This is a genomic window from Methylobacterium sp. J-059 (assembly GCF_022829485.1).
Classification (GTDB): Bacteria; Pseudomonadota; Alphaproteobacteria; order Rhizobiales; family Beijerinckiaceae; genus Methylobacterium.
The window spans coordinates 1-25,798 of the sequence record NZ_JAKSYA010000182.1; the positions used below are offsets into that span (position 1 = coordinate 1).

Below are 25,798 nucleotides of genomic sequence, written 5' to 3' on the forward strand. Positions count from 1 at the left end.
CAATCAGGTCGAGCGCCTCTGGGCCAGGCTCAAGGAATGGCGCGCCATCGCCACCCGATACGAGAAAACCGCCGCCAGCTTCATGGGCGTCCTCTGCCTCGCGGCCGCCCTCGACTGGCTCAAGCGATGACACGCCCTAGCGCGGATCACGGGCAATTCCTGTTCGATGCCAAGGCGCTGACCTTCTCTTGGGACGCCGACGGTACGGGGAACGCAGCACCCGTGGTGGAACTCGCCGAATTCGCCAAGGCGCTCATCCTGCACGCGGGTGACATCCTGATCGTGTGACCGGGCGACGGCCGGTCCGAACGCGGCCTAATCTGCGCCGCACCCCGGCCGACGCGAAACAGCGGCTCCTCAGCTGAGCCGCGTGTAAGGGCGGCTTCGGCGATCGAAGCGGCCGGCCTTCGTTCTCGACTCTGGCTCACCTTCGCTGCACTGCCGAAACTAACGCAGGATAAGTGTATTGGTGTTGCTTTTTTATCGCCGCCTCGCGGACGAGAATCATCAAATGAGATGGGGCGCCGCGACCGCCGCGCGAAAATCAGTGCCTGCACGAGCGTCATTGAGCTGGCGATCGGAAAACTGGGGCGGATACTGTAATTTTAGATCGGGATTCGCGAATCGGCCTTTATAATTGGTCCGGGTTTTGCAATGCTCCCGCTTGATGAAGATGCGAGGTGCGCCATGGACATCATTGCGGGTGTGAATCTTCCTCAAGCCGTGTTGGGAGAATCTAATCTCGGCGGCGATTCCAGTGAAGCCCCGACGATGCTGCTCATCGACGACCGGATCCTCGAACGGGAGTGCCTAATCTTTCGCCTCAACGTGGCGGGGTTTCGCGTGGTCGCGGCCGCAAGCCCGGAGGGCTGGTTCGATTCAGCGGAAGCCGGGCGCCTCTCGCTAATCCTCTATGTCTGCGATGGCCTAGCCGAGAAGCGACGACGCAGCGTGGCCGGCCTCCTGCAGGCCCCCCACGGGCATCCAGTTGTGGTCCTGTCCCAATCCGACGACGTGGCCGACGTGATCGAGGCGATCGAGGGCGGGGCGCGCGGCTACATCTCCACCCGGACCAACGTGGAGCACGTCATCGCGGCTATCCGCTTCGTCCTAGCCGGCGGCGTCTTCGTTCCCGCCAGCAGTGTGCTGGCGACTCGCAGGGCCGAGGCCGAACTCGCCATTGACCCCTCGTGGCACGACAACTTCACCGCCAAGCAGGTGGCGGTCATCGAGGGCATATGACGGGGCAAGCCCAACAAGGTCATCGCCTACGAACTGAACATGTGTGAGAGTACCGTGAAGGTGCATGTCCGCAACGTGATGAAGAAACTCAAGGCTCGCAACCGCACCGAGCTGGCCTTCAAGGCGACCAAGATGACACTTCAGAGGCTTAGTTGTATGGCTCTGGGATTATTTGCAGTGGTCAATTCGGAGCCGATTGATTTTTTCATTTATTGATCCGTCACCTATTGCGGTGATCCGTCTGTTGAGCGGCTTTTGGACCCGGGGGACGGACAAGATGGCAAGACACCGGAATTTCAGAGATTGTTGCTAAGCCGCGACAGGCGGGTGTGCTGAACTCGGAGCGCTAGTGCTTCGCCAATGCATCTCGCGCACTCAGTTCGAATTGGGTGTTGTGCGACCGGTGGCGACGTAACCTTGGTGGCCTGAAGAGGGATCAGGTCCGGCTGATCAAGGAACTGAAGACCTCGAATGTTCGGCTTCGAAAGGCGAACGTCGATCTCACTCTGGATAAGCTAATCCTGCGGGAAGCGTCCCCGGGCAGGCGTCTCGAGCCCCGCTCGCCGGCGCGCCTGTGTTGAGCACATCAAGTTGACGATGAACATCTTCGAGTGCCACGCCTGGTCAGGTGCCCGAACTATTTCTGCCGCTGCGGTCTACGTCGAGGCAAAAGGTCCAATTGTCTAGCTTCTGGGCGGGGAAGCACGTCTCCGGCGCCGCCCAGAGCACGTCGCGGCACGGATCTCCGGCGGATCGGGCAGGCTCTGGAAGGGAGGCCAGGAGGATCAGGAGCGGCACGATTCGGCGCATGGTGCCCTTTTGCCATCCGCCTGCCCCGGCCACGGCGAGGTGTCGCCACGACCGCACGTGTCATGGACGATCCACCGACCGGTCGCTTAGAAAAACGGCGCGTACGGCCAGACCGCAACGGGTTTGCCCCGTGCTTCCCCAGTGCAACCCCGCCGCAAAGCGGGGAAGCACCAAATTTGCAAGCGGCACTAAAGCGCTGGCAAATATAGAAAATTGGTGAGCGCGTTGGGGTTCGAACCCAAGACCTACAGATTAAAAGTCCGTTGCTCTACCAGCTGAGCTACGCGCTCGCGTCCGCCGTGCGGTCGGCCGCGCGGGCCGGGCCCGGGGAGGCGTGGGTGGAATAGGGGAGGCCGCCGGACGGGTCAACATGGGCGTGGCCCGTGCGGCGTCGCATCCGAGGCGCGCGGGCGCCGTCGTGCCGCGCGGGCGCCATGGTCTACTGGCATCGGCGGTCGAACGCCCCCTCCTTGGGCCGGAAGGCCAGCCGTGATCCCTCCCCTCTCCTCCCCGGCGTCGTCCTCCCGCCGCTGGCGGCGCTTCGCCGGGACCTTCGCCCTCGCCGGCCTCGGGGCCGGCCTCGCCGCGATCGGTTTCGTCGCCGCGATGGACCCCTACGGCCTTCGCGCGCGCCCGGGCCGGCCGGGGGCGATCATGGATCGCAACCAGCGCTTCATGTATCCGCGGATCGCCCGCGCGGGCGGGTACGATGCGGCGGTGTTCGGCACCTCGACGGCGCGCCTCATCGATCCGAACGCCCTCGACCGGGCGTTCGGGGCGCGCTTCGCCAACCTGGCCGTCAATGCCGCGACGCCGGACGAGCAGCGCACCCTGGCGCGGCTGTTCCTGCGCCGGAACACCGTGCACGCGGTGCTGTTCGCGCTCGATTCGACGTGGTGCGCCGCCGACGCGCCCCGCCGCACCGCACATCCGTTCCCGGACTGGCTCTATGCGGAGGGCGCGCCCTGGGGCTGGCTGCGGCAGGTGAACGGGCAGAGCCTCGGGATCGCGGCCCAGGTCGCGCTCAACCGCCTCGGCCTCGCCCCGGCCCGCATCCGCGGCGACGGGTTTTCCGTGTTCACGCCGCCGGAGGCCAGCTACGACCCGGTCCGCGCCGCGCGCCACATCCACGGCGGCGGCAGCCCGCTCGATCCGGAGACGGCCGGCCCGGGCACGCCTCCCCCGGCCCAGGCCGGCGACGCCATGCCCATGCTCGATGCGTTCGATGCGCTGCTGGCCTCCGTGCCGGGCGCGGCGCGCAAGCTCGTCGCCTTCATGCCGGTCCACGTGGCGGCGCAGGGGGCGGCCGGCACGCCGGCGGGCGCGCGCGAGGCCGCCTGCAAGGCGCGGGTCGCCGCGATCGGCCGGGCGCGGGGGGCGCTGGTGGTGGATTTCCGGCTGCCCTCGCCGATCACGACGCGCGACGAGAACTACTGGGATGCCCTGCACTACCGCCTGCCGGTGGCGGCCCGCATCGTCGAGGGCCTGCGGGCCGCCGCGGAGACGGGGGCGGACGCGGCCGACGGCAGCTACCGGGTGCTAGCGCATCCGTGATGCGCCCATGCCGCGTCTGATGGGCGAGGACCGCTTGGGCAGGGCCCCATGAGCAAACGACCCATGAGGTCCGGCGGAGAGCCGGCGCCCGGCCGTCGCGCGGAGGCGCGCCTCGATGGGGCGGGCTCATCGCGGCCCGGCATCGCCCGGCCTCAGCCCGCGGCGGCGTCGCGCTCGGCCCGGGCCCAGCCCTCGCGGGTTGCGTCGCAGAACGCGGCGAGGCGGCCCTCGGCGATGGCCGCCCGCATCCCGGCCATGAGGTCCTGGTAGTAGGACAGGTTGTTCCAGGTCAGCAGCATCATCCCCAGGATCTCGTCCGAGCGGACGAGGTGGTGGAGGTAGGCGCGGGAATACGCGCTCGCCGCCTCGCAGGAGGAGGTCTCGTCCAGCGGCCGCGTGTCCTCGGCGTGGCGGGCGTTGCGCAGGTTGATCCGGCCGTGGCGGGTGTAGGCGAGGCCGTGGCGGCCGGCCCGCGTCGGCATCACGCAATCGAACATGTCGATGCCGCGCGAGACCGAGCGCATCAGGTCGTCCGGGGTGCCGACGCCCATCAGGTAGCGCGGCTTGGCCCGCGGCAGGTGCGGCTCCACCGTCTCGATCATGGCGAGCATCACCGCCTGCGGCTCGCCGACCGCGAGGCCGCCGATGGCGTAGCCCTTGAGGTCGAGGCCGGCGAGCGCGCGGGCGCTCTCGACCCGGAGTTCCGGCACGTCGCCGCCCTGCACGATCCCGAACAGAGCCTTGCCCGGCTGCTCGCCGAAGGTGGTGCGGCAGCGCTCGGCCCAGCGCAGGGAGAGGCGCATCGCCTTCTCGATCGCCTCGCGCTCGGCCGGCAGGCGCACGCACTCGTCGAGCTGCATCTGGATGTCGGAGCCGAGCAGGCCCTGGATCTCGATCGAGCGCTCCGGCGACATGTGGTGGGCGGTGCCGTCGACATGCGAGCGAAAGGTCACTCCCTGCTCGTCGAGCTTCCGGAGCGCCGACAGCGACATCACCTGGAAGCCGCCGGAATCGGTGAGGATCGGCCCGTCCCAGCGCATGAAGCGGTGCAGGCCGCCGAGCCGCGCCATCCGCTCGGCGCCCGGGCGCAGCATCAGGTGATAGGTGTTGCCGAGCACCACGTCGGCGCCGAGCGCGCGCACCTGGCTCGCATACATGGCCTTGACCGTGCCGGCGGTGCCGACCGGCATGAAGGCCGGCGTGCGGATCGTTCCCCGCGGCATGGTGATCGCCCCGGTGCGGGCTTGCCCGTCGGTGGCGTGGACGGCGAAGGTGAAGTTTGTGTCGGACATGCTGAGGTGAGACGGCTTCCAGGTTGCCTCGGGCAGCGCCCCCTCGCCCCCCAGATCTCGGGCTTGCCCGAGATCTGTGTACCCGGTGCCCAAATCGGGCAAGCCCGATTTGGGTGCGGGAGAGGGTGGCCCGCGAAGCGGGTCGGGAGAGGGGAGCGACGCTTCCGGATACGGCGCTCCCCTCTCCAGACCCCTGTTCACGCAGGGGCCACCCTCCCCCGCGACGGGGGGAGGGAGATGCGCGGTGTCGGTCAGCCCTATCAGACCTGGGCCGGAAACAGCAGGCTCGAATCGCCGTAGGAGTAGAACCGGTAGCCTTCCGCGATCGCGTGCGCGTAGGCGGCGCGCATGGTGTCGAGGCCGGAGAAGGCCGAGACCAGCATGAACAGGGTCGAGCGCGGCAGGTGGAAGTTGGTCATCAGCGCGTCGACCGCGCGGATGCGCGTGCCGGGGGTGATGAAGATCTCGGACGGGCCGGCGAAGGGGTGGAGGCGCCCGTCCGCGTCGGCCGCGCTCTCCAGCAGGCGCAGCGCGGTGGTGCCCACCGCCACGATCCGCCCGCCCGCCGCCCGCACCGCGTTCAGGCGCTCGGCGGTCTCGGCCGCCAGGAAGCCGATCTCGGCGTGCATGCGGTGGTCGGCGGTGTCCTCGGCCTTGACCGGCAGGAACGTGCCGGCGCCGACATGCAGGGTGACCGTGTGGCGGCCGATCCCGGCGGCGTCCAGCCGCGCCAGAAGGCCGTCGGAGACGTGCAGCCCGGCGGTGGGAGCGGCGACGGCGCCGGGGTTGCGGGCGTAGACCGTCTGGTAGTCGGTGGCGTCCCGCGCGTCGGTGGGGCGCTTGCCCGCGATGTAGGGCGGCAGCGGCAGCTCGCCGATGGCGGCGACGGCCTCGTCGAGGGCCGGCCCGGCGAGGTCGAAGCGCAAGGTGATCTCGCCGCCCTCGCCCTTGGCCGCGACGGTGGCGTCGAGGCCGCCGAGCTCGCAGGGCTCGCCGGCCCCGTGCCGGCCGAAGACGACGCGGTCGCCCGGCGCCAGGCGCTTGGCCGGCCGGGCGAAGGCGCGCCAGCGGTCCGGCGCCTCGCGCAGATGCAGCATCACCTCCGTGCGCTGGCCGGGCGCGCCGGGCCGGGTGCGGATGCCGCGAAGGCGCGCCGGGATCACCCGGGTGTCGTTGAAGACCAGGGCGTCGCCCCGGCGCAGCAGGCCGGGAAGGTCGGCGACGCGGGCATCGGTCAGGCCGTCGCCGGGGCGCACGACGAGCAGGCGCCCGGCGCCGCGCGGTTCGGCCGGGCGCAGCGCGATGCTGGCCTCGGGCAGGTCGAAATCGAACAGGTCCACGCGCATGGTGCCCGCACCTGCACCGGCGCGCGCCGGGAATCAATGCGGCGCGGCGTGCGTGGAACCGCGCCGGACCGGCTTCCGTTCACGGCAGGCGCGATCCTCCCGTCTCGACTTGGAGCCTCCATGCCCTGGTACGCCGTGCGTCCCCGCGATCCCGCCGACCCGCGCTGGCCGCTGCCGGGCAAGCCGCAGATCGTGCTCAAGGGCGAGGACCCCGCCGACGCGCGCGCAAAGTTCGAGCAGGCCTATCCGAGCACGCCGTTCGGCACGCCCGCCACCCCGGTCCCCGATGGCGCGGGCGGGTTCGAGGGTGAGGCGGAGGCGCTGATCGTCGAGGAGACGACGGAACCCGCCGCGCCGCATTAGGCGTTTTGCTGAGGACGTTTGATGGCGAGCACCATCGCCTGCGGGGAGGGATGCATGGCGGCGCAGGCGGAGCGGATCACTCTCGACGGGCAGCTCGTCGGCTACTGGGCGCGCGAGGCCGGCCGCCTCGAGGCGCTCGCCGCCGCGGCCCGCTTCGGCTGGCAGAGGCGCCGCCTCCTGCGCAAGGCCGCCGCCGCGCGGGCCCAGGGGGCGCGCAGCGAGGCGCGCGAAGCCGCACGCGCCGACGGGACCGCTCCGGCCGCGTGATCCGCGATAGCCGCGGCTAAGTTCCATTCCCCGCGGTGCAAGGTGTGCTGCCGCCTTGAACCTGTTCCGTGGCCTTGAACCTGTGCCGTGGCCTTGTGCCGGCGCGGTCGATTAAGGCCGCCGGGTCGATCGCCCGGACCCGTCATGAGCCGCACCCAGAAAGCCGCCCTCGCCAGTGCCGTCGTCGGCCTGGTGGTCACGGGGCTGAAGTTCCTCGCCTACTGGCTCACCGGCAGCCTCGCGCTGTACTCGGATGCGCTCGAGAGCATCATCAACGTGGTCGCGGCGCTCAGCGCGTTCGTGGCCCTGCGCGTCGCCGGCCTGCCGGCCGACGACGACCACCCCTACGGCCACCACAAGGCGGAGTTCTTCTCGGCGGTGATCGAGGGGGCGCTGATCATCGTCGCGTCGCTGCTGATCCTGCGCGAGGCGTATTACGGCATCCTGGCCCCGAAGCCCGTCGACGCCCCCGCCCTGGGGCTGGCCATCAACGCCGGCGCCACGGTGATCAACGCGGTGTGGGCGTGGGCGCTGCTGCGCTGGGGCAAGGCCTGGCGCTCGCCGGCGCTGGTCGCCGACGGCCGCCACGTGCTCGCCGACGTGTTCACCTCGGGCGGCGTGCTCGTCGGCGTCGGCCTGGTTCTGGCGACCGGCATCCCCGTGCTCGATCCGGTCGTCGCCGGCCTGGTGGCCCTGAACATCCTGTGGTCCGGCTGGAAGATGGTCCGCGAATCCGTCGACGGGCTGATGGACCGGGCGGCGCCGGGCGAGATGGTCGGGCAGATCCGCGCGCTGATCTCGCTGCACGGCGAGGGCGCGCTGGAGGCGCACGACGTGCGGACGCGCTACGCGGGCCAAGCGACCTTCATCGACTTCCACCTCGTGGTGCCCGGCGAGATGAGCGTGCGCGAGGCGCACGAGATCTGCGACCGGCTCGAGGACGCGCTCGAGACCACGATCCCCGGCGCCGTGGTGGTGATCCACGTGGAGCCGTCCGAGCACGCGAAGTTCCGCGGCGTGCCGGTGCTCTGACCGGGTCCCCCGGCACCAAGTCCCCTGGCACCGTGTCCCCCGGCACCGAGTCCCCTCACAGCAGCTCCCCTGGCAGGATCTCGTGGGCCGGGCTTCCGGGTTCGGAACCCACCGGGACCCGGGGCCCGGGGCGTCTGCGCACTCTGCCACGCCCGCGAATGAATGCAACTTACGGTCGGATCGGACCCAGGGGTTTCAAAGTTCGTTAACCAGGTTCTCAGATTGTACCGAGTGCCGCGATACGTTCAGGAGTTGTTATCGAACGGGGCGCGGCCGAGCATGGTGCGGCTGAAGGCCTATGATGGTGTGTGCTTCTCCTGTCGATCGAGATGCTGGCCGGCGCGGCCGGACGGCGGGCCGCCTCGCGGTCGCCCTCGCCTGTGCGGCCGCCCTGTCGGGTTGCATGGCGACCCGGGCGCGGGAGGCCTCCCACCCTGCGATCCGTGACGTCGCCCAGACGGGATCGATCCCGGAGGCGCCGCCGGCGGTCGTCGCCGCGGCGCAGGAGGAGGTCGGGCGCACCATGCGCCTCGGGCTGATGAACTACCGCCTCAACGTCGGCGACAACCTCGAGATCTCGCTGCTGATCGATTCCAGCGTGGTGCAGCCGACCTACCGGCTGAACCCGAACGACGAGTTCGACGTCGATTTCCGGACCCACCCGGAATACAACCGTACGGTTGTAGTCCGGCCGGACGGGCGGATCTCGCTTCCGGGCAAGAACGGCATCATGGTCGCCGGGCTGTCGCCCGAGCGCGCCGCCACCCTGATCCGCGAGACCTACGACGACGTCCTGATCAACCCGGTCGTCACGGTCCTGCTGCGCAAGTTCCGCACGCCGATCGACGACTTCCGCGACCTGACCCAGCGGTCCGACATCGGCCGCGTCAAGCTGATGGCGATCGAGCCGGACGGCAAGATCAACCTGCCGATGGTACCGCCGGTCCAGGCGGCCGGCCGCACCGTCAACGAGGTCTCGGCCGCGCTCGCCGCCGCCTACCGGCATCACCTCGCCTCGGTCAGCCCGAGCGTGCGGCTGGCGTCGCTGGTGCCGGCCAACACCATGGTGTTCGGCGAGGTCCGGGTGCCCGGCCCGGTCACGCTGTCGGGCGCCCGGACGCTGGCCCAGGTGCTCGGCACCGCCGGCGGCATCCTGCCGACCGCCGCGGGCGACGCGGTGCGGATCATCCGCTTCGACAGTGGTGCGCAAGGAGGCGCGCAAGGGGCGGTGCAGGTCGTCGACATCGGCGTGCCGGGCCTGGCCGACTCGATCGTCGTGCCGCCGAACGCCACGGTCTACGTGCCGCCCTCGGTGCTGGCCAAGACCGCGCGCGCGGTCGACCTCGTGGTCCGCCAGATCCTGCTCTTCAACGGCACCGGCTTCGGGGTGAACTACATCACCGGCCCCGCCGCCACGACCTCCACCAGCACCACGGCGAGGGCCGCCCTATGAGCGCGACCGAGACCGCCCTCGAGCCGCGCGGGTTCGACCGGCCCGGCTTCGACCTGCGCGACGGGCTCGGAGCCCTGTTCCGCCATGCCCGCCCGGCGCTGCTGATCCTGGCGGCGGCGCTGGTCGGCGCCGGGATCTACCTGCTGCTGACCCCGACCGAGTACACGGCCGACGCCAAGCTCATCATCCGCCTCGGCCGCGAGAAGGCGGCCGCGCCGATCGGCGGCGGCACCAACCAGAACTACATGTTCTCCGAGCGCGCGCAGAACGTGAACAACGAGATCGAGATCCTGCGCGACCCGAGCATCGTGCGCGGCGAGTTCGAGGCGCTGAAGGCGATCACGCCGGTGGGCGACCTCGGCCCGCCGCCCGAGGATTGGGGCGCCTGGCTCGTCTACCAGGGCCGCCAGCTCGTCCGCGTCGCCAAGGGGGGCAAGACCTGGGTCGTCGACACCGCCCGGATCCCCTTCGAGGCGATCGGCCTGCTGCGCCATCTCAGCCCGGACGAGAAGCTGTACGAGGCCTACCTCGCCTCGTTCAAGGTCGTGTTCGTCAAGGAGACGGACGTGATCGTCACCGGCTTCACCTGGACCGACCCGAACTTCGCCGCAGCCGCCCTCAACCGCCTGCTCGACGCCTACAAGCGCCGCCACGTCGAGGTCTACGCCGACGAGACGCCGGCCTCGTTCTACGCGGGCAAGCTGGAACGCGCCCGCGCCGAGCTCGCCGCGATCGACCAGCAGCTCGGCAAGTACCTCAAGGGCGCCAACACCGCGAGCTTCGCGATCGAGCAGCAGAACGACCTCGGCACGCTCGCCGACCTCGCCCGCCAGAAGTCGGCGGCGCAGATCGAGCGCGAGGGCGTCGAGACCCGGCTGAAGCGCACCAAGGAATCGGGGCCCGACCGCTGGCAGCCGACGCCGCCGGACGCCGACCCGACGGTCGCCGCCTTCGATCAGCGCTTCGCCGAGCTGCGCACCCGGCGCTCGGAGCTCGCGACGCGGTTCCGCCCCGCCGCGCCGGAATTCGCGAGCCTCGACCGCGACCTCACCGAGCTCGCCCGCCAGAAGTACCGGGCCCTGATCAGCGCCGACACCACCCGGCTGGCGGTGCTCGCCGAGAAGATCGCGGCGATCTCCAACATCGAGGCGTCGCGGCGGCAGGCGGCGATCGGCCAGAGCGACGCCTCGCTCGCCTTCGGCCGGCTCGGCCAGCAGAAGAGCCTGCTCACCGACGAGATCACCCAGACCCAGCGCCGCATCGACGAGCTGAAGACCGGCACCGGCCTCGATTCGCAGTCGGTCACCTCCTCCTCGCTCGTCGCCCGCGCAGTGCCGCCGCGGCTGCCGAGCGGGCCGAACCGCCTGCTGATCCTCGGGCTCGCCGCCGGCCTCGGCCTCGTCGCGGCCCTCGCCTACGTCGCGCTCGCCGAGATCCTCGCCCAGACCTACCGCAGCGCGTCGGACGTGGCGCGCTCCCTCCGGGTGCCGGTTCTCGCCGCCCTCCCCTTGCGGAACGAGGGCCGCGCCGAGCCGCGGCGGACCCGTGCCCCCGGCCTCCGCGGAGCCCACGCATGATCGCCGCCGCGTTCCACGATCCCGCCGTGCCGGACCGCCTCGACCTGGAGCCGGCCCTGGTCCAGCTCAACCGCCGCGAGGGGCCGCCGCTCCGCCGCATCGGCGTCACCGCGGTGCAGGCCGGCGACGGCGTCACCTCGCTCAGTCGCCAGCTCGCCGGGCTCTATGCCCGCCGCGACCTCGACGTGGTGCTGATCGAGGCGAACTGGGCCAAGCCCGCGCTGGCCGCCGCCTACGGCCTCTCGGGCAAGCCGGGCTTCGCCGACATCGTGCTCGGCGCCGTCGCGCCGCTCGACGGCGTCCACGCGGTCGCCGACGGCTTCCACGTCGTCCCCGCCGGCACCCCGGCCTCGATCCGCGAGGCCGGACTCGACGACGCCCGGGTCGAGGCCTTCCTCGGCCTGGTCGACCAGCGCTACCACCTCGCGATCCTCGATTGCGCGCCGATCGGGCAGATCGGCGACACCGCGGCCCTGAGCCCCCTCGTCGACGGCTTCGTCGTCGTCGTCGGGGCCGAGCGGACCCGGCGGGTCGTGGCCGAACAGGCGATGCGCGACCTCAACGCGGCCGGCGGGACCGCGCTCGGCGTCGTCCTCAACCGGACCCGGCGGCCGATCCCCGACTGGCTCTACCGGCGGCTCGGATGAGGGCCGCGCTCCGCACCCTCCCCCCGCTGGCGATCGGCGCCGGCGCCGCCGCGATGGCCGTGTCGCTGGCGAGCGTGCCGCTGAAGTTCGCCGTCGTCGGGCTCGTCGCGCCGCTGGGCGCGCTCGGCGCCCTGATCCTCGGCCAGCGCGTCCGGCTGACGCCGTTCCTGCTCGTCGCCTTCGCGGTCGGATTGACGGTCAAGCTCGACGTCAGCATGTTCCAGCACTTCGAGGCGGTCGGCCAGTACCTGCCGAGCATCGGCGGCGGCGCCGGGCTCACCGTCAGCGTCGCCTTCCTCGTGGCGCTGACGCTTATCGCCTTCAAGCTCGTCGGCATCGGCGAGGCGCGCCCGCAGCGCCTGTCGCTCGATCCGCCCCTGGTGCTGACGCAGGCCGCCTTCATGGCGGCAGGCGTGCTCTCGCTCGCGAACGCGGGCGACCCCGCCTACCTGTGGTTCGACGAGTGGCGCTTCCTCACGCTGCTCGTCGTCTCGGTTTCGATCGCCAACTTGAGCCCCCGCGACGTCCGCACCCTGGCGCTGGCGATCTGCGTCCTCTGCCTGGTCCAGACGGCGGCGGCGGCGGTGCAGTACGTCACCGGCTCGGAGCTCGGCCTCGGCGTGCTCGGCGAGGAGCAGATCGTCGAGGAGAACATCAACTTCCAGGCCCAGCGCCGCGCCGCCGGCTTCAAGGTCCACCCCAACATCCTCGGCTACTATTACGAGGTGGTCTGGCCGCTCGCGCTGGCGCTGGCGCTGTCCCGCGGCCCGACCTGGCTGCGCCTCGTCGGCGCGGCCGGCGCGCTCTCGGCGCTGGGCGGCGTGGTGCTGACCCTGTCGCGGGCCTCGTGGCTGACCTACCCGCTCTCGGCGACGCTCGTCGTGCTGCTGGTCTACCGCGACCGGCTGCTCACGCGGGCGAGCCTGATCGTCGCCGGCCTCCTCCTCCTCGTGGGCGTGATCGCCGCGATCGTCGTCGGGCCGATGATCTGGGAGCGCCTGTTTGCCGACGACGGCGGCTCGGCGGCGCAGCGCGGCCCGCTCAACGCGGCGGCGCTGGCGCTGTTCGCGCAGTTCCCGATCCTCGGGGTCGGCTTGAACAACTTCGGCAATATGTTCGCGACCCTCGACCAGACCGGCCTGTCGCGGCTCGCCGGGTTGTTCGACCGCTCCAACCACGTCGTCCACAACCTGCACATCCTCGTCCTCACCGAGGTCGGCGTCGTCGGGTACGCCGCCTTCGCCCTGGTCTTCGGGATGGGGCTGTGGCGGGGCTTTTCCGCGATCCGGCGCGCGCCGGTCGGCGATCCGCTCGCCGCGATCGCCGGCGCCTCGGCGATCGGGCTGCTCGCCCACCTCCTCCACGGCCTCGTCGACCCGGGCTTCCGCCTCAACCTCGGCATCGCCGAGCTGCTCTACACCGCGCTCGGGATGATCGCCGCGGTGGCGGCGGCGCAGCGCGCCACCCGCCCTGCCGACCTGAGCGCGGGTCCCCTCTCCCATGGGGAGAGGGACAGGGTGAGGGGCGTGACTTTTCCGGACGACGCACGCCCCTCACCCCAGCCCTCTCCCCCTGGGAGAGGGAGCCGCGTGATGTCGCGCGGTATCCGATCCGAGCGTCCCGAACGACGAAGCGCGAGCCTGCGATGACCCCCGCCCTCAGCGTCCTCATCGTCACCTACAAGTCGGGCGCCGACATCGACACCTGCCTCGCCCTGCTGGCGGCGAGCCGGATCGACCGCGCCTACGAGGTGATCGTCGTCGACAACGCCTCGGGCGACGGAACCGCCGAGCGGATCGCGGCCGACTGGCCCGGGATCCGGGTGATCGCGGAGACCGAGAATCACGGCTTCGCCGGCGCCAACGCGCTGGCCTATGCGGCGTCGCGGGGCGCGGCGATCCTGCTGCTCAACCCGGACGCGTACCTGCGCGATCCGGACGCGGTCTCGGCGGCGCTGGCGCATCTCGACGCCCACCGCCAGGTCGGCGCCGTCGGCCTGCGCCTCGTCTTCGAGGACGGACGCCATCAGGTCGGCGATGCCGGGTTCGAGCCGCGGCCGCTCACCGTCGCCGTGCATGCGGCCGGGCTGTCGGGGCGGTTCGGCCTGCGCGGGGTCTACCTCGCGGGCGGTCAGGCGCGGGCGCCGGGGCCGGTCTCCGTCGACTGGCTCTGCGGCGCCTTCCTGATGCTGCGACGCGAGGCGGTCGAGGCGATCGGCGGCCTGTCGAGCCCGCTGTTCCTCTACGGCGAGGACGTCGACTGGGGCTGCCGGCTGCGCGACGCCGGATGGCGGGTCGACTACCTGCCGGGCCGCAGCGTGGTCCACCTCCAGGGCGGCTCGGGCAGCAACCGCTCCGCCCGCTGGCTCGACGGGCTCGCCGGCGTCTACGCCCTGCGCAACGGCGGCCGGCGGCTGTCGTCGCCGGCCTTCTTCGCGGTGCCGCTCTGGCTCGGGTTCACGGCGCGCGCCGCCGCCTACGGGCTGCTCGGCCGCCTGCGGCGGCGGCCGGACCTCCTGAGCAAGAGCCGCGACATGAAGCGTTTCGCGGCTCACCTTGCCAATACAGTCGAGACCAGATCGCGCTGATCGCTCAGCGCTTCCTGATGAAGACCATGTGGTAGCCCTTGAGCGGACCCGGCGTGAGCCGGAACAGCAGTTCCCAGAACTTACCCAGGACGATGTTCTCGCCATGATAGAACGGTTGCCCATCGAACGCGTAGGTGAAGTGCTCGAACCGGTCAGTTGGGAAAAGCCGCTTCCGCGCCGCTTCCGTGTTCATCGTGTAGAGCGGCACGAAGGAGTCGATCTCGACGCGGCGTGGCTCGACCATGCGCAGCACGCGGGCGTGCAGGCGCTTGGGGATCAGGCGGGCGCCGATCCCGACATAGCCCCAGCGGTTGGGCGTCCAGGCGCAGAGCCAGCCGCCGGGCGCGAGGATGCGGCCGAGCTCCTCCGCCGTCCGCTCGGGCGTCTCGATGTGCTCCAGCACCGAGAAGGCGGAGATCAGGTCGAAGCTGGCATCCGGGAAGGGCAGCAGCCCGTCGTGGCCGACGAGCTCGACGGCGTCCGCCGTCTCGTTTCCGAGAACCGCCTCGTCGACGTCGCAGGCGGTGACGTGGGCGCAGCGCCCGCGGAAGTCCCCGAGCTGGCGGCGCAGTGGAACCGGGTCATGGCTCCACTTGCCGCGTCCGGCGCCGAACTCCATGACCCGCATGTCGGGGCGCAGCAGCGCGTTGACGCGGACGATGTACTCCATCCGGTGGTCCTGCCGGGAGTAGCCCCCGGCCCCCATCTCGCGGAACAGCCGCTCCTCGACGGTGACCGGCTCGCGGCGGGGCATCGCGTCCTGGCGCAGAAGGGTGTCGTGGCCCATGGTTCGTCCTCCTCAAGCGATGGGATGGTGGGGACGCGCCGCGCGCGGGCGTCCGATGGCGACCGGCGCGCCGACGCGGCGCGGCCGGCGGTGGCGATCCTCGGCACGCGGGGCGTCCCCGCGGCGCATGGCGGCTTCGAGACGCTGGCCGAGCGCCTCGCGCTGGAGCTGGTCGCGCGCGGCTGGCGGGTCGAGGTCTATTGCCAGGTCGACCGGCCGACCGCGCCCTCGACCTGGCGCGGCATCGACCTGATCCCGGTCCAGGCCGCGGGCGACGGCCCGCTCGCCACGATCCTGTTCGACTGGAAATGCACCGTGCGGGCGGCGTTCCGTCCGGCCCTGCCCCTGGTGCTCGGCTACAACACCGCCGCGTTCTCCCTGCTCTACCGGCTGACCGGGAAGCGCAGCGTGATGAACATGGACGGGATCGAGTGGCGCCGCGACCGCTGGTCGAAACCCGCCAAGGTCTGGTTCTGGCTGAACGAGCATTGCGGCAGCCTGTTCTCGACGCATCTCGTCGCCGACCACCCCGAGATCGCCCGCCACCTCGCCCGCGTCAGCCCGAAGCGCCGCATCACCACCATCGCCTACGGGGCGGACCCGGTCGCCGATGCGCCGGTCGCCGCGCTCGATGCGCTCGGGATCGAGCCGCAGCGCTACGGCCTGGCCATCGCCCGCATCGTGCCCGAGAACCTCGTGCTGCAGGTGGTCCGCGCCTGGAGCGAGGTCAGCCCAGGCCTGCCCCTGGTGGTGCTCGGCAAGCTCTCGGAGACCGACGCCTACCACCGCGCGGTGCGCGCGGCCGCCGGGCCGGACGTGATCCTCGCCGGCGCGATCTACGAGGCGGACCGCGTCGCGGCGCTGCGCCGGCACGCCCGCTTCCACATCCATGGGCACACGGTCGGCGGCACCAACCCGTCGCTGGTCGAGGCGCTCGGCGCCGGCTCGCCGGTGCTGGCTCACGACAACGTCTTCAACCGGTGGGTGGCGGGTCCCGACGCCGCCTATTTCGGCGACGAGACCGAGCTGCGCCATGGCATCGTGCGGCTCGCCCGCGCGCCGGCCGGGCACCTCGCGGCGATGTCGTCCGGCTCGCGGGCACGCCACGCCGAGGCGTTCGCCTGGGACGGCATCTTCGACGCCTACGAGCGCGTGCTGCGGGCGCAGCTCCCCGCCGCCCGCACGCGCCGCCGGAGCGCGGCCCGCGTCGAGGTCGCGGGCTGACGCGCCCCGCCGGCCCGCCGCCGGACGGTGCCGGGCCGCGTGATCGCGAACGTGGGCGCGGCTCATGCGGCGCTCCTGTCCTGGGCGATCGCGGAATCCTGCACGATCCCGGGATCCCGGCCGAGCGTGGAGACGCTGGTCTGGCGCAGGCGCTGCATCGAGACGGTCCCGGCCGGGATGTCCCGCAGAGTGGCGACGCCGACGCCGACCATCGCCGCATCGCCGATCGTCACCGCGCCCATGACCAGGGCGTGCGCGCCGACCACGACCCCGTCGCCGAGGTGCGGCGCGTCCGGCGGGAACGGCGCGGCGGCCAGCACCGGCCGGTCCGGCGCGACCACCACCGCCGGCAGGATCACAAGGTCGCGTCCCGCCGTGCCGCAGAAGGCGATCCGTGCCGGGTGCGGCACGAACAGCCCGGGGCCGATCCGCGATCCGGGATGGAAGGACGCGCCGGTGAGGCGCACCGACAGCCCGGCGACGGCGGCGGCCGTCCGCCGCCACCCGCGCCGGTGCAGCAGGTGGGCGACGCGGTGGAACACGGCGCACTGCATCGCCGGCAGCAGCACCATCATCGCCGCGCGGGAGCGCGACATCGGCCTGCCGCCGCTGATCTGGCGCACGATCCGCTCGAGGTCGGCGGCGAGCAACCTGCGCAGGACCGCCGGGCGGGCGTGGTCGAGGACCGGTTCGGAGGGCGTCCGGTCGTCGCTCACGACACGGCGCTCCGTCCCGGCAGCGCGCGCCAGTCGGTCGGTGCCAGGTCGGTGTCGGCGTCGAGATCCTTGAGCACGAGGCAGCGCGGCCCGACCCGGGACCGGTCGCCGATCAGCACCGCGCCCAGCACGATCGAGGCCGGCTCGAGGACCACGTCGTCGCCGAGGCGCGGCAGCCCCGGGCCGCCGCCGACGTCGCGGTCCGGGGTCTTGTAGAGGCCGCCGATCGAGGCCTGGAAGCCGAAGGCGGCGTCGCGGCCGACGGCGCCCGCGATGATCGTGCCGTAGGGATGGGGCAGGAACATCCCGCCGGCGATCTGGGTCGAGGGCGGGATGTCCGAGCCCGTCAGCCAGCCGTTGACGATCCAGAGCAGCCAGGCCGCCATCCGCCAGCCGTTCTCGTGGGCGTAGCGCGACATCCGGTAGAGCCAGATCGCCTGGTAGCCGCGGCGCAGGCGCACCGGGCCGGGGATGCGGCGCGCCCAGTGCGCCCGGTCGGCGCGCAGCGCCGCGCGGGTCTCCGCCCAGGAGATCGCTGTGCCTGCGGCGGTCTCGGTCCCCGCGAGATCCCGGGCCGCGAGCATGTCGGCTGGCTTAGGCATGTCACTCTCTTCACGGTTGTATAATACTTATAAGCGCAACCATAAGGCGATTTTCGAGGTATGCGTCGTCTGGGTCGTGCTATCCTACAATCATAGGTAGCATTTTTCCGGCGAAAATCACCGAAAGATGCGTATGGTGGTGAATCGAACCGATACGGGCCGGGACCGGAGGGGGATGCGCTACGGCATCAACCTGGTCGGTCAGGCGGCCGGCCGCGGCATCTACCTGCTCGCGGGTTTCGCGGCCTTCGTGATGGTCGCGAAGGGGGCGGGGCCTGAGGTGCTCGGCCATTACGGCATCGCGCTCGCCGCCCTGGCGATCGCCCTGATCGCCGCCGATTTCGGCACGACGCTGACCTTCGCCGCCCGCATCGGCGCCTGCGCGCCGGAGGCGCGGGCCGACGCGCTCGCGGGCGTGCTCTCCGCGCGCCTGATCCTCGGCGCGGGGACGGGCCTCGCGCTGCTCGGCGCCTTGCCGCTGCTCCCGCCACCGACGCGGCCCGCGCTGGCGCTGGCGGCACTCGCCATGCCGCTCGTCGCCGTCCGCTTCCTCGACGCGCTGTTCCAGGTCTGCGGCCGGCCCGGCTGGTCGGCCTATCCCTCGCTCGCCAACGCCGCCGTCCTGGTCGTCGGGACCGCGCTGGCGCTCGCCCTCGACGCGCCGGAGGCGGTGCTGCCCCTCGTCGCGGTGGCGGCCGGGGCGGCCTACGGCGCCCTCGGCCTCGTCCTCGCCGGGCGCCTCGTGCCGCTGCGGGCCGCCTCGCCGCGGATCGGCCTCGCCACGATCCGGCAGGCCGCCGGCGTCGGCATCTCCAACGCGCTGGGCACGCTCAATGCCCGCATCGGCCTGCTCGCGCTCGCCGCCTTCGCCGGCGCGGCCGAGGTCGGGCTGTTCACCGCCGGCTACCGCTTCTTCGAGCTCGGCGTCGCCGTCGCGATCACGCTCGCCGCGCCCCTGGTGCCGGTGTTCGGGCGCGCCGTCGGCACCGGCACCCTGCTGGCGCAGGCCCGTCTCGCGCTGCGTCTCGTGCTCGCCGCCGCCGGTCCCGGCGTGGTCGCGGCCTGGGTGCTCGCCGACCCGCTGATCCGCCTGCTGTTCGGGCCGGACTACGCCGCCAGCGTGCCGGTCCTGCGCATCGCCGCGCTGATGGCCGCCGCGATGATCGCGGCGACGATCCTGTTCTCCGCCCTGATCGCCCTCGGCCGCACCGGCTTCGCGGTCTGGTTCAGCGCCACCGGCTGCGCGGTGAACGCGATCCTCTGCCTCGTGCTCGTGCCGCGGGCAGGCGCCACGGGTGCCGCGCTCGCGGCCCTGGCCGCCGAAATCGCGATGCTCGCAGTGGTTGTATCCGTGTTCCACCGGTCCGTCGGGGCGCCGCTCGTGCCCCGCGACCTGCCGGCGATCCTCGCTCCGCCCCTCGCCATGGCGGCCTGCGTCTTCGCGAGCCCGGCCGCGCTCGCTCCCGTCGCCCTGCCGGCCGGCGCGATCCTCGCCCTCGCCGGCGCCCTGTGGCTGCGCCCGCGCAATTCTCTCCCCAGCCTCTCAAGCCCGGAAGCCTCGTCATGACGCCGGATACGCCCCCGCCCTCCGAGACCCCGATCCTGTCGGTGATCATCCCGACCTACGGCCGCGCCGAGACCCTGCGGCTGACGCTGGCCGCCTTCGATCGCCAGGAGACCGAGGCCGCCTTCGAGATCGTGGTCTGCGACGACGGCTCGGTCGACGGCACCGGCGCGGTGATCAGCCGGGCGGTCGCGACCGCGCGGCGGCCGGTAGTGCACCTGCGCCAGGAGAATGCGGGGGCGAACGCCGCCCGCAACCGGGCGATCGAGGCCGCCCGCGGCACGCGCCTGCTCATCGTCAACGACGACACCATCCCCAGCCCGAACCTCGTCGCGGCGCACCTGGCGGCCCATGCCCGGCGCGGCGGGCGCGAGACGGCGATCCTCGGGCGGATGACGATCGACCCGGCCCTGCCGTTCTCGCCGTTCGCGGCGCTCCATCACGACGCCTCCTACGATGCGCTCGCCGGCAGGGTCGAGCTCGGCTGGGACGCGTTCCTGACCTGCAACGTCAGCGTCGACGCCGGCTTCCTGCGCGAGGCCGGCGGCTTCGACCAGCAGTTGACCTGGCACGAGGACATCGAGCTCGGCGAGCGGCTGGCGCGGCGCGGGATGCGCCTGTTCTACGAGCCGAAGGCGCTGGCCTACCACCACCACTTCCTCGACGAGGCGGCCTACCTGCGCATCGCCGAGCGCGAGGGCGCGGCCCTGGTGCTGTGGTACCGCAAGCGCCCCGACCTCGCCCCCGACCTCGCCCGCCTCGGGCTCGTCGGCCCAGAGCCCTTCGGCCGCGCCCGCCGCCACGCGCTGGCCGACCTCGTGATGCCGGAGGTCGCCCTGCCCGGCTGGCGGGCCGCCGCGCGCTCGCTCACCCGCCTCAGCCCGGCCGCAGGCCGCACGGTGTGGCGCCGGCTGTTCCAGCGCCGCAAGCGCCTCGCCATCGCCCGCGCCTTCGCGGAGGCCGCGTGACGAACCGCATCCGGGCGGCGGTGCTGGTCGCGCTCCTGCCGATGCTGGTGGCGGCCACCGCCTGCCAGCCGGCGGAGCCACCGAGCCTGCAGCGCATCCTCGTCGATCCGTCGGGCTCGACCATGCCCGGTTACCGGACGGTCGCGGCGCTGTCCGCGGTGCCGTTCGCGAGCCTCGCGGCGGGCAGCGCGGTGCTGGTCAAGGGCGGCCGCTTCGACGGCGTCGTGGTCGTCGCGGCCCGCGGCACCGCCGAGGCGCCGGTGACGCTCGCCGCGGTGCCCGGCACCGAGCCGGTGCTGTCGAACTCGGTGGTGTTCGAGAACGCCGCCCACGTCGCGGTGTCCGGGCTGACCGTGCGGGGGGCCGTGAATTCCGGGTTCATCCTGCGCCGGGGGAGCCACCACGTCACGGTGCGGGATTCGGCCGTCGACGCCTCGGGCCTCGGCATCTGGATCGGCGACGGCTCCGGGGCCGGGCATCGCATCCTCGGCAACCGGCTCACCGGCAACAAGACCCATGGCATCGCGGTCGACGTGATCAACGCGCCCGCCGACGACCCGACGATCATCGCGGGCAACACGGTCTCCGGCAGCGGCATCCACGGGATGGAGATCAACGGCTCCGGCTACGTCGTCGAGGGCAACCGCGTCCACGACAACGGCATCGCCATGTCGGGCACCTCGGGCATCCACGTCTACGCCAAGGATGCGGGCCAGGACGCGGGCGACCGCAACACCATCCGCTACAACGTCGTCACCGGGCAGCGCGAGACCACGGGCCAGGACGGCAACGGCATCCAGGTCGACCAGTGGTGCGACGACAACCTCGTCGCCTTCAACGTCGCGACCGGCAACGACGGCGCCGGCATCAACCTGTTCGACGCCGGCCGGAACCTCGTGTCCAACAACACCGTCGTCGGCAACATGGCCGATTCCGGCGGCCGGCACGCCTACAAGGGCGAGATCGTGCTGGCCAGCGACTACACCAAGCAGGTCGGCCGCACCGTCGACAACCGCGTCCTGAACAACATCGTGGTGGCGACCCGGGCGAACGTCGCCGCCATCTCCGTCGAGGCCACGAGCACGGGCCGCGGCAACGCCATCGGCCCGAACCTGCTGCGGCACGCCGCCGGCGGCCGGCTCTACGCCTACGGCGCCACCCGCACCGACGACGGCGCGTCGCTGCCGCTGGGATCGCGCGCGCCGGACCTCACCGAGGCGCCGGCCTTCGCCGACATCGCAAAACCCTTCGCGAACGGCTTCGCGCTGACCCGTGCGCTCGCGCGCCCCGGCATCCCGCTCGGCGCGACGCGGGACCTGCCCGGCCGCCCCTACGCCCCCAACGAGGCCCCGTCCTTCGGCGCCTATCGGAGCCCCTGACATGACACTCCGGATCGGAATCGACGCCCACGTCCTCGTCGGCAAGATGCAGGGCAGCCGCACCTGGCTCGTCAACGTGGTCGGCCGCGCCGTGGCGCGCCACCCGGACGCGACCTACGTGATCTACTCCGACGATCCGGGGCGCGCCGCGACGATGATCTCCGGCCCCAACGTCGAGCACGCCCGGCTGCCGCGGGTGCCGCGGGCCGTGCGGCTCCTGGCGGTCTGGCCCTGGCTCGTCCACCGCGACCGGATCGACGCGCTGGTGACCACCTACATCGCCCCGCCCCTGGTGCCGGGCGGGCGGCAGGTCGTCGTGGTGCACGACATCCTGTTCGAGACCCATCCGTCGTTCTTCTCCTTCGGGATGCGCTGGCGCACCCGCCTGCTGACGCGGCTCGGCGCCAAGCGCGCCCGCCTCGTCGTGACGATCTCGCGCTACAGCCGCGATTCGATCGCACGGACCTACCGGATCGACCCGGCCCGGATCGCCGAGGTCCGGTGCGGGACGAGCCCGCCCCGTACCGGCGCGATCACCCGCTCGCCGATCCGCGACGGGCGCCCCTACCTGATGATGGTCGGGCGCCTTGAGCCGCGGAAGAACCTCGCGCTGACGCTCGACGCCTTCGCGCGGCTTCCCACAGGGGCTGCGCGCCTCGTGGTGGTCGGCAAGCCCGACGGCGAGCGCCCGGAGACGCTGGCGCGGCTCTCGTCGATGGCCGACGTCGTGCACGTGGCCGGGATCGACGACCGCGGCCTCGGCGACCTCTACGCCAACGCCTCCGCCCTGGTGTTCCCGAGCGCCGGCGAGGGTTGGGGCATCCCGGTGCTGGAGAGCCTCGCGCTCGGCACGCCGGTGATCGCCTCCAACGTCACCGCCATCCCCGAATCGGGCGGCGACGCGGCGAGCTACTTCGACCTCGACGCGCCCGACCGGGTCGAGCGTCTCGCCGCGCTGATGCAGGCGGCGGTCGAGGGCCGGCTGCCCTTCGACCCGGCCCGCGCCCGCGCGCACGTCGCCCGCCACGACTGGGACGGCCCGGCCGCCGCCTTCGTCGACGCGATGCGGCGTGCCTTCCCGGCCCGCGATGCGGCAGCGGAGGCGTTGCGCGCCCTGGTCAAGTCGCACTGAACGCCTCGATCGGATCCGGGCGTCGCAGGCGCGAAACCCGGATCCGCGGTTTCGGAAGGGATCGGCTCCGTGCGGGCTCCGGCGCCGTCGGCCGGAACCCCGGTCACCCGCGGTGGAACGTCCAGCCGAACTCCGACAGCAGCAGGCGTGCGGCGGCCGCATCGTCGGAAAAGCGCAGGCGCGCGCGGCCGGCCGCGACCAGGGCGGGGTCGCGCTCCGGTGCGACGCCGCGGTCCGTCGCCGCGCCGGCGCGCTCCAGGGCGATCGCCAGGGCCGCGCGCGGGAACGTGCCGTCCGGATCGATCGGCGTGCGGGCGGCGGCACGCAGCAGGGCCGGCGCGTCCGCCGCGACCTCCGGCCCGACGAGGGCGCGGGCGGCCGTGCGCAGGTGCGGCAGGCCGATGCCGTCGTCGCCCGCGGTGCCGACGGCCGTCCAGGCCTCGGCCACGAGGCGGTCGGCGAGGCCCGGCAGGCCACGGCAGAGCGTCGCCGCCGTGCTTCGGCCGATCTTCGAGATCACGGCCGCGTGCCGCTCGACCGCCGCGTCCACCGCGGCGGCGGTCTCCGATTCGGCAAGCAGCGGGACCGCGACCGATCGTGCCCCGGGCATGGCCTGCGGCGCGCCCGCGATCAGCCAGCCGAATTGCGGCAGCTCGGCCGCGAGATGCGCGAGGGCGCGCAGGAAGCCCGGCTCCGAGACCGCGCCGACATCGGTCAGGACGATGGATACGGTTCCGGAAACATCTCCGCCATCAAGGCCTTCGGCGAGGATCTCCGTCAGGCGCGCGAAGGTGGTCTCGGGCAGGCAGCGCAGGCCGAGCACCCGCGTCTGGCGCGCCAGCTTGTCGGCCACGGCGGCCGCGATCGCCGTGCTGCCGCTGCCGGCCGGCCCCGACAGGCAGATCGGCCCCCGCGCTTCGGCGACCAGGACCCGGATCCGCCAGACCAGCGCGTCGCGGCCGACGAGGCCGGACGACCGGACGGCCTCGCCGCCGCGCGGGCGGATCGCGCCGGAGCGGCTTGGCGGGAAGGGATCTCGGGCTGTCGCGAGCATCGTGGAGCGTTCCGATTCGGGCCGCCCGCGGCGGTCCCGAAGCAGAGTGTCGGCAGAGGGTGAAGGCTGACTTAACCCAGGGTTGTAACGACTGCGGGAAATGCCCCGGGCGTGCGGTGTCCCGCGGTGCCGGGCCGGGTCAGGCCGGCATCCCGGTCAGCCATCTCAGCGCGACCAGGGTGCCGGTCACGGTGAGCGCGCCGCCGATCCGGGTGGCGATCTGGGCGAACGGCATCAGCGCCATGCGGTTGGCGGCCGTGAGGATCGCCACGTCGCCGGTGCCGCCCTGCCCCGAATGGCAGGCGTTCACGATCGCGGTCTCGATCGGGTACATCCCGAGCAGGCGCCCGACGACGAATCCGGTGCCCATCAGCGTGGTGACGGTGGCGACGATGGTGATCAGGTTGGTGATCGTGAACGCCGCCATCAGCTTGTCCCAGGGCGTCAGCGCGACGCCGATGGCGAAGAGCAGCGGATAGGTCATGCCGGTCTGCACGAACTTGTAGACCACGAAGCCGCCGGCCTGGAGGTGGGGCGAGACCGCGCTCGAGAGCTTGGCAAGCACCGCGAGGAACAGCATCGCCACGGGGGCGGGCAGCCCGGTGAGGTGGTGGGCCATCACGCCGAGGAGGTACAGCGTGATCGCGGTGAGCCCGGCGGCGGCGATGGTCGAGACGTCGACCTGCCCGGAATTCGCCTCGGCCTTCGCGGCGGCGTCGCCGGGGGGCGTCGCATCGTGGTCGGGCTGGAGCTTTCCCTCTCCGGTCAGGTGGGGATAGCGCTTTCCGACGAAGTTCAGGGTGCCGGCGAGGATGATCGCCGTGAGGCTGCCGAGCATCACCGGGGGCAGCACCTGGGCGAACACGTCGCCCTGCGGCTGGCCGAGGATCTGGGCGTAGCCGATCGAGAGCGGGATCGCGCCCTCGCCGACGCCGCCGGCCATGATCGGCACCACGATGTAGAAGAAGGTGTGGCGGGCGCCGAGGCCCAGCATCGTCCCGACGAGCGTGCCGACCGCGCCGGCCACCAGCGAGCCCACCGCCAGCGGCACGAAGATCTTGAGGAAGCCCTTGATCAGCACGTCCCGGTCCATCCCCAGGATGGAGCCGACGATGATCGCCGCGATGTAGATGTAGAGGAAGTTGGTGAACTTGGTGAAGTCGACGATCGCCTTCTCGACCTGCGGCGGGATCAACTTGTAGTAGACTAGGGCCGAGGGCACGAAGGTCGCGAAGATCGCCCCCGCGCCGATGTTGCGCAGGATCGGAAGGCGCTTGCCGATCTCGGCGCAGGTGAAGCCGCCGAGCACCAGCACGGCGATCATCGTCGGCCCGTCGGGTCGGATCTCGCCCTCGGAGGTCAGGATCGCCAGGAGCACCGCGACGATCGCGTAGATCGGCAGCGGGATGATGCCGATCCGGGTGTCCACCAGGCGCCACCAGCCGAGCGGCCAGAACCGGCGCGTCGGGTCCGAGCCCGGAACGGGCCGATCCGCGAGGGGCGGAGAGAGGGGGCTCGTCACGGGGCGTCCTTCCGAAGATCCGGCCTCTTGGCGGGCCGCCTTGTTCTTGCCGACGGGGTGGTCGTGTCCGGATCGGTCACGTCGTCGCGACCGACCTGGCCCGGAGCTCGTCGAAGCCCGGGCGCCCGCCCGCAGGAGCCTGGATCCGCCGGGACTTCGACGGATTCGGGCTGCGCCGGCACCGTCATCTCATCCCGAAGCCTCCAGGAACGTCAATGGCCCGCGGACGGGCCGGCCGAGAGACCGCGCCGCCCGTCTCCAGCCATGACGCGCGAGTGGCCGGCCAAGAAAAAAGGCCCGGCGTCGCCGCCGGGCCTCGAAGGATGGATCTCGGGTCTGCAGATGCCCGTCCGTGCGGGTCTCGTCGAAACCCGCGCGGAGCCGACGCCCGATCCGGCGCGTCGCCTCAGAAGTCGCGCTGGACGCGAACCTTGGCCTGGAAGACGTCGTCGCTGGTCGCGGTGCGAACGGCGCCGCCGGCGTTGATCGCGGCGATGCGCGAGTAGGCGGTCGGATCCTTGTCGGTGTCGATCACGCGGCCGTTCTTGACGCCGATCTGGGTGTAGAGGCCTTCCACACCGATATCGAGGTCCTTCACCGGCGACCAGATCAGGCTCGCGCCGGCGACGAACTGGTAGGTGTCGCGAAGCGCCTGGCTGAGCTGGTAGAACCGGGTGCCG

24 protein-coding genes, 1 tRNA gene and 2 pseudogenes are annotated in these 25,798 nt (G+C 72.1%); 18 read left to right on the top strand and 9 right to left on the bottom strand.

Annotation, left to right across the window (positions count from 1 at the left end; genetic code table 11):
• The 4 genes and pseudogenes from MKK55_RS27780 to MKK55_RS27795 form a co-directional block, all read left to right on the top strand.
• Positions 1–130: transposase (locus MKK55_RS27780; protein ID WP_243932900.1), on the top strand; the 130-nt coding region annotated here is incomplete at its 5' end.
• Complete coding sequence (locus tag MKK55_RS27785) at positions 127–288, top strand: hypothetical protein (protein ID WP_243938910.1); 162 nt, start codon at positions 127–129, stop codon at positions 286–288. The genes MKK55_RS27780 and MKK55_RS27785, both read left to right, overlap by 4 nt.
• Positions 289–687: 399 nt before the next feature.
• A complete protein-coding gene (locus MKK55_RS27790; RefSeq protein WP_243938912.1) occupies positions 688–1,242 on the top strand; it encodes a hypothetical protein in 555 nt (184 codons plus the stop codon).
• Positions 1,243–1,257: 15 nt separating this feature from the next.
• Positions 1,258–1,458: pseudogene (locus MKK55_RS27795) on the top strand (helix-turn-helix domain-containing protein); the annotation flags it as partial.
• Between the two features lie 808 nt (positions 1,459–2,266).
• Here the strand turns inward: MKK55_RS27795 and MKK55_RS27800 are convergent.
• A tRNA-Lys gene (locus MKK55_RS27800) sits at positions 2,267–2,342 on the bottom strand.
• A gap of 199 nt (positions 2,343–2,541) precedes the next feature.
• On the opposite strand from MKK55_RS27800, the gene MKK55_RS27805 reads away from it, so the two are divergent.
• Entirely contained in the window at positions 2,542–3,606 is a 1,065-nt protein-coding gene (locus MKK55_RS27805) for a hypothetical protein (RefSeq protein WP_409566139.1), read from the top strand.
• A gap of 152 nt (positions 3,607–3,758) precedes the next feature.
• Here the strand turns inward: MKK55_RS27805 and tgt are convergent, their stop codons facing one another.
• Positions 3,759–4,898, bottom strand: a complete 1,140-nt coding sequence (gene tgt, locus MKK55_RS27810) for a tRNA guanosine(34) transglycosylase Tgt (RefSeq protein WP_243938916.1) — start codon at positions 4,896–4,898, stop codon at positions 3,759–3,761.
• Positions 4,899–5,158: 260 nt separating this feature from the next.
• Complete coding sequence (queA, locus tag MKK55_RS27815) at positions 5,159–6,244, bottom strand: tRNA preQ1(34) S-adenosylmethionine ribosyltransferase-isomerase QueA (RefSeq protein ID WP_243938918.1); 1,086 nt, start codon at positions 6,242–6,244, stop codon at positions 5,159–5,161.
• Between the two features lie 120 nt (positions 6,245–6,364).
• On the opposite strand from queA, the gene MKK55_RS27820 reads away from it, so the two are divergent.
• The 8 genes from MKK55_RS27820 (at position 6,365) to MKK55_RS27855 (ending at position 14,170) form a co-directional block, all read left to right on the top strand.
• On the top strand, positions 6,365–6,607 hold the full coding sequence (locus MKK55_RS27820) for a hypothetical protein (RefSeq protein ID WP_243936028.1): 243 nt from the start codon (positions 6,365–6,367) through the stop codon (positions 6,605–6,607).
• Between the two features lie 21 nt (positions 6,608–6,628).
• The gene (locus MKK55_RS27825; protein WP_243938920.1) at positions 6,629–6,874 is read left to right on the top strand and encodes a hypothetical protein; all 246 of its coding nucleotides are present in this window, start codon (positions 6,629–6,631) and stop codon (positions 6,872–6,874) included.
• Between the two features lie 144 nt (positions 6,875–7,018).
• Positions 7,019–7,906 carry a cation diffusion facilitator family transporter gene (locus MKK55_RS27830; RefSeq protein WP_147729013.1) on the top strand — a complete coding sequence of 296 codons (888 nt, stop codon included), beginning with the start codon at positions 7,019–7,021 and terminating at the stop codon, positions 7,904–7,906.
• A gap of 403 nt (positions 7,907–8,309) precedes the next feature.
• Positions 8,310–9,359, top strand: coding sequence for a polysaccharide biosynthesis/export family protein (locus MKK55_RS27835; protein WP_243938922.1), 1,050 nt, complete (start codon positions 8,310–8,312; stop codon positions 9,357–9,359).
• A complete protein-coding gene (locus MKK55_RS27840; RefSeq protein ID WP_243938924.1) occupies positions 9,356–10,936 on the top strand; it encodes a lipopolysaccharide biosynthesis protein in 1,581 nt (526 codons plus the stop codon). Before MKK55_RS27835 ends, MKK55_RS27840 begins: the two co-directional genes overlap by 4 nt.
• Positions 10,933–11,583, top strand: coding sequence for a CpsD/CapB family tyrosine-protein kinase (locus MKK55_RS27845; RefSeq protein WP_243938926.1), 651 nt, complete (start codon positions 10,933–10,935; stop codon positions 11,581–11,583). The genes MKK55_RS27840 and MKK55_RS27845 overlap by 4 nt, the downstream gene beginning before the upstream one ends.
• A complete protein-coding gene (locus tag MKK55_RS27850) occupies positions 11,580–13,232 on the top strand; it encodes an O-antigen ligase family protein (RefSeq protein ID WP_243938928.1) in 1,653 nt (550 codons plus the stop codon). The genes MKK55_RS27845 and MKK55_RS27850 overlap by 4 nt, the downstream gene beginning before the upstream one ends.
• Positions 13,229–14,170 (top strand): glycosyltransferase family 2 protein, encoded by a 942-nt coding sequence (locus MKK55_RS27855; protein WP_147843724.1) that lies wholly within the window; start codon positions 13,229–13,231, stop codon positions 14,168–14,170. The genes MKK55_RS27850 and MKK55_RS27855 overlap by 4 nt, the downstream gene beginning before the upstream one ends.
• 4 nt (positions 14,171–14,174) lie before the next feature.
• Here the strand turns inward: MKK55_RS27855 and MKK55_RS27860 are convergent, their stop codons facing one another.
• The gene (locus MKK55_RS27860) at positions 14,175–14,957 is read right to left on the bottom strand and encodes a class I SAM-dependent methyltransferase (protein ID WP_243938930.1); all 783 of its coding nucleotides are present in this window, start codon (positions 14,955–14,957) and stop codon (positions 14,175–14,177) included.
• A gap of 24 nt (positions 14,958–14,981) precedes the next feature.
• Between MKK55_RS27860 and MKK55_RS27865 the strand changes: the two genes are divergently transcribed.
• Positions 14,982–16,181 (top strand): DUF1972 domain-containing protein, encoded by a 1,200-nt coding sequence (locus tag MKK55_RS27865; protein ID WP_243936038.1) that lies wholly within the window; start codon positions 14,982–14,984, stop codon positions 16,179–16,181.
• 62 nt (positions 16,182–16,243) lie between these two features.
• On the opposite strand, the gene MKK55_RS27870 is transcribed toward MKK55_RS27865, so the two are convergent.
• Both MKK55_RS27870 and MKK55_RS27875 read right to left on the bottom strand, forming a co-directional pair.
• Positions 16,244–16,897: a serine O-acetyltransferase gene (locus tag MKK55_RS27870; RefSeq protein WP_243938932.1), complete on the bottom strand. Its 654-nt coding sequence runs from the start codon at positions 16,895–16,897 to the stop codon at positions 16,244–16,246.
• The gene (locus tag MKK55_RS27875; protein WP_243938934.1) at positions 16,894–17,499 is read right to left on the bottom strand and encodes a serine acetyltransferase; all 606 of its coding nucleotides are present in this window, start codon (positions 17,497–17,499) and stop codon (positions 16,894–16,896) included. Before MKK55_RS27875 ends, MKK55_RS27870 begins: the two co-directional genes overlap by 4 nt.
• Positions 17,500–17,674: 175 nt before the next feature.
• On the opposite strand from MKK55_RS27875, the gene MKK55_RS27880 reads away from it, so the two are divergent.
• The 4 genes from MKK55_RS27880 to MKK55_RS27895 are packed head-to-tail and all read left to right on the top strand — an operon-like array spanning position 17,675 to position 22,542.
• The gene (locus tag MKK55_RS27880; RefSeq protein ID WP_243938937.1) at positions 17,675–19,066 is read left to right on the top strand and encodes a lipopolysaccharide biosynthesis protein; all 1,392 of its coding nucleotides are present in this window, start codon (positions 17,675–17,677) and stop codon (positions 19,064–19,066) included.
• A complete protein-coding gene (locus tag MKK55_RS27885; protein ID WP_147859764.1) occupies positions 19,063–20,031 on the top strand; it encodes a glycosyltransferase family 2 protein in 969 nt (322 codons plus the stop codon). Before MKK55_RS27880 ends, MKK55_RS27885 begins: the two co-directional genes overlap by 4 nt.
• Positions 20,028–21,410: a nitrous oxide reductase family maturation protein NosD gene (locus tag MKK55_RS27890; protein WP_243938939.1), complete on the top strand. Its 1,383-nt coding sequence runs from the start codon at positions 20,028–20,030 to the stop codon at positions 21,408–21,410. Before MKK55_RS27885 ends, MKK55_RS27890 begins: the two co-directional genes overlap by 4 nt.
• Position 21,411: 1 nt before the next feature.
• Entirely contained in the window at positions 21,412–22,542 is a 1,131-nt protein-coding gene (locus MKK55_RS27895) for a glycosyltransferase family 4 protein (RefSeq protein WP_243938941.1), read from the top strand.
• A 103-nt stretch (positions 22,543–22,645) separates the two neighbouring features.
• Here MKK55_RS27895 and MKK55_RS27900 read toward each other — a convergent pair whose 3' ends face one another.
• From MKK55_RS27900 to MKK55_RS27910, 3 genes and pseudogenes are all read right to left on the bottom strand, one after another.
• The gene (locus MKK55_RS27900) at positions 22,646–23,596 is read right to left on the bottom strand and encodes a hypothetical protein (RefSeq protein ID WP_243938943.1); all 951 of its coding nucleotides are present in this window, start codon (positions 23,594–23,596) and stop codon (positions 22,646–22,648) included.
• Positions 23,597–23,735: 139 nt separating this feature from the next.
• Positions 23,736–25,118: a 2-hydroxycarboxylate transporter family protein gene (locus tag MKK55_RS27905; protein WP_243938944.1), complete on the bottom strand. Its 1,383-nt coding sequence runs from the start codon at positions 25,116–25,118 to the stop codon at positions 23,736–23,738.
• A 406-nt stretch (positions 25,119–25,524) separates the two neighbouring features.
• A pseudogene (locus tag MKK55_RS27910) lies at positions 25,525–25,798 on the bottom strand (porin); the annotation flags it as partial.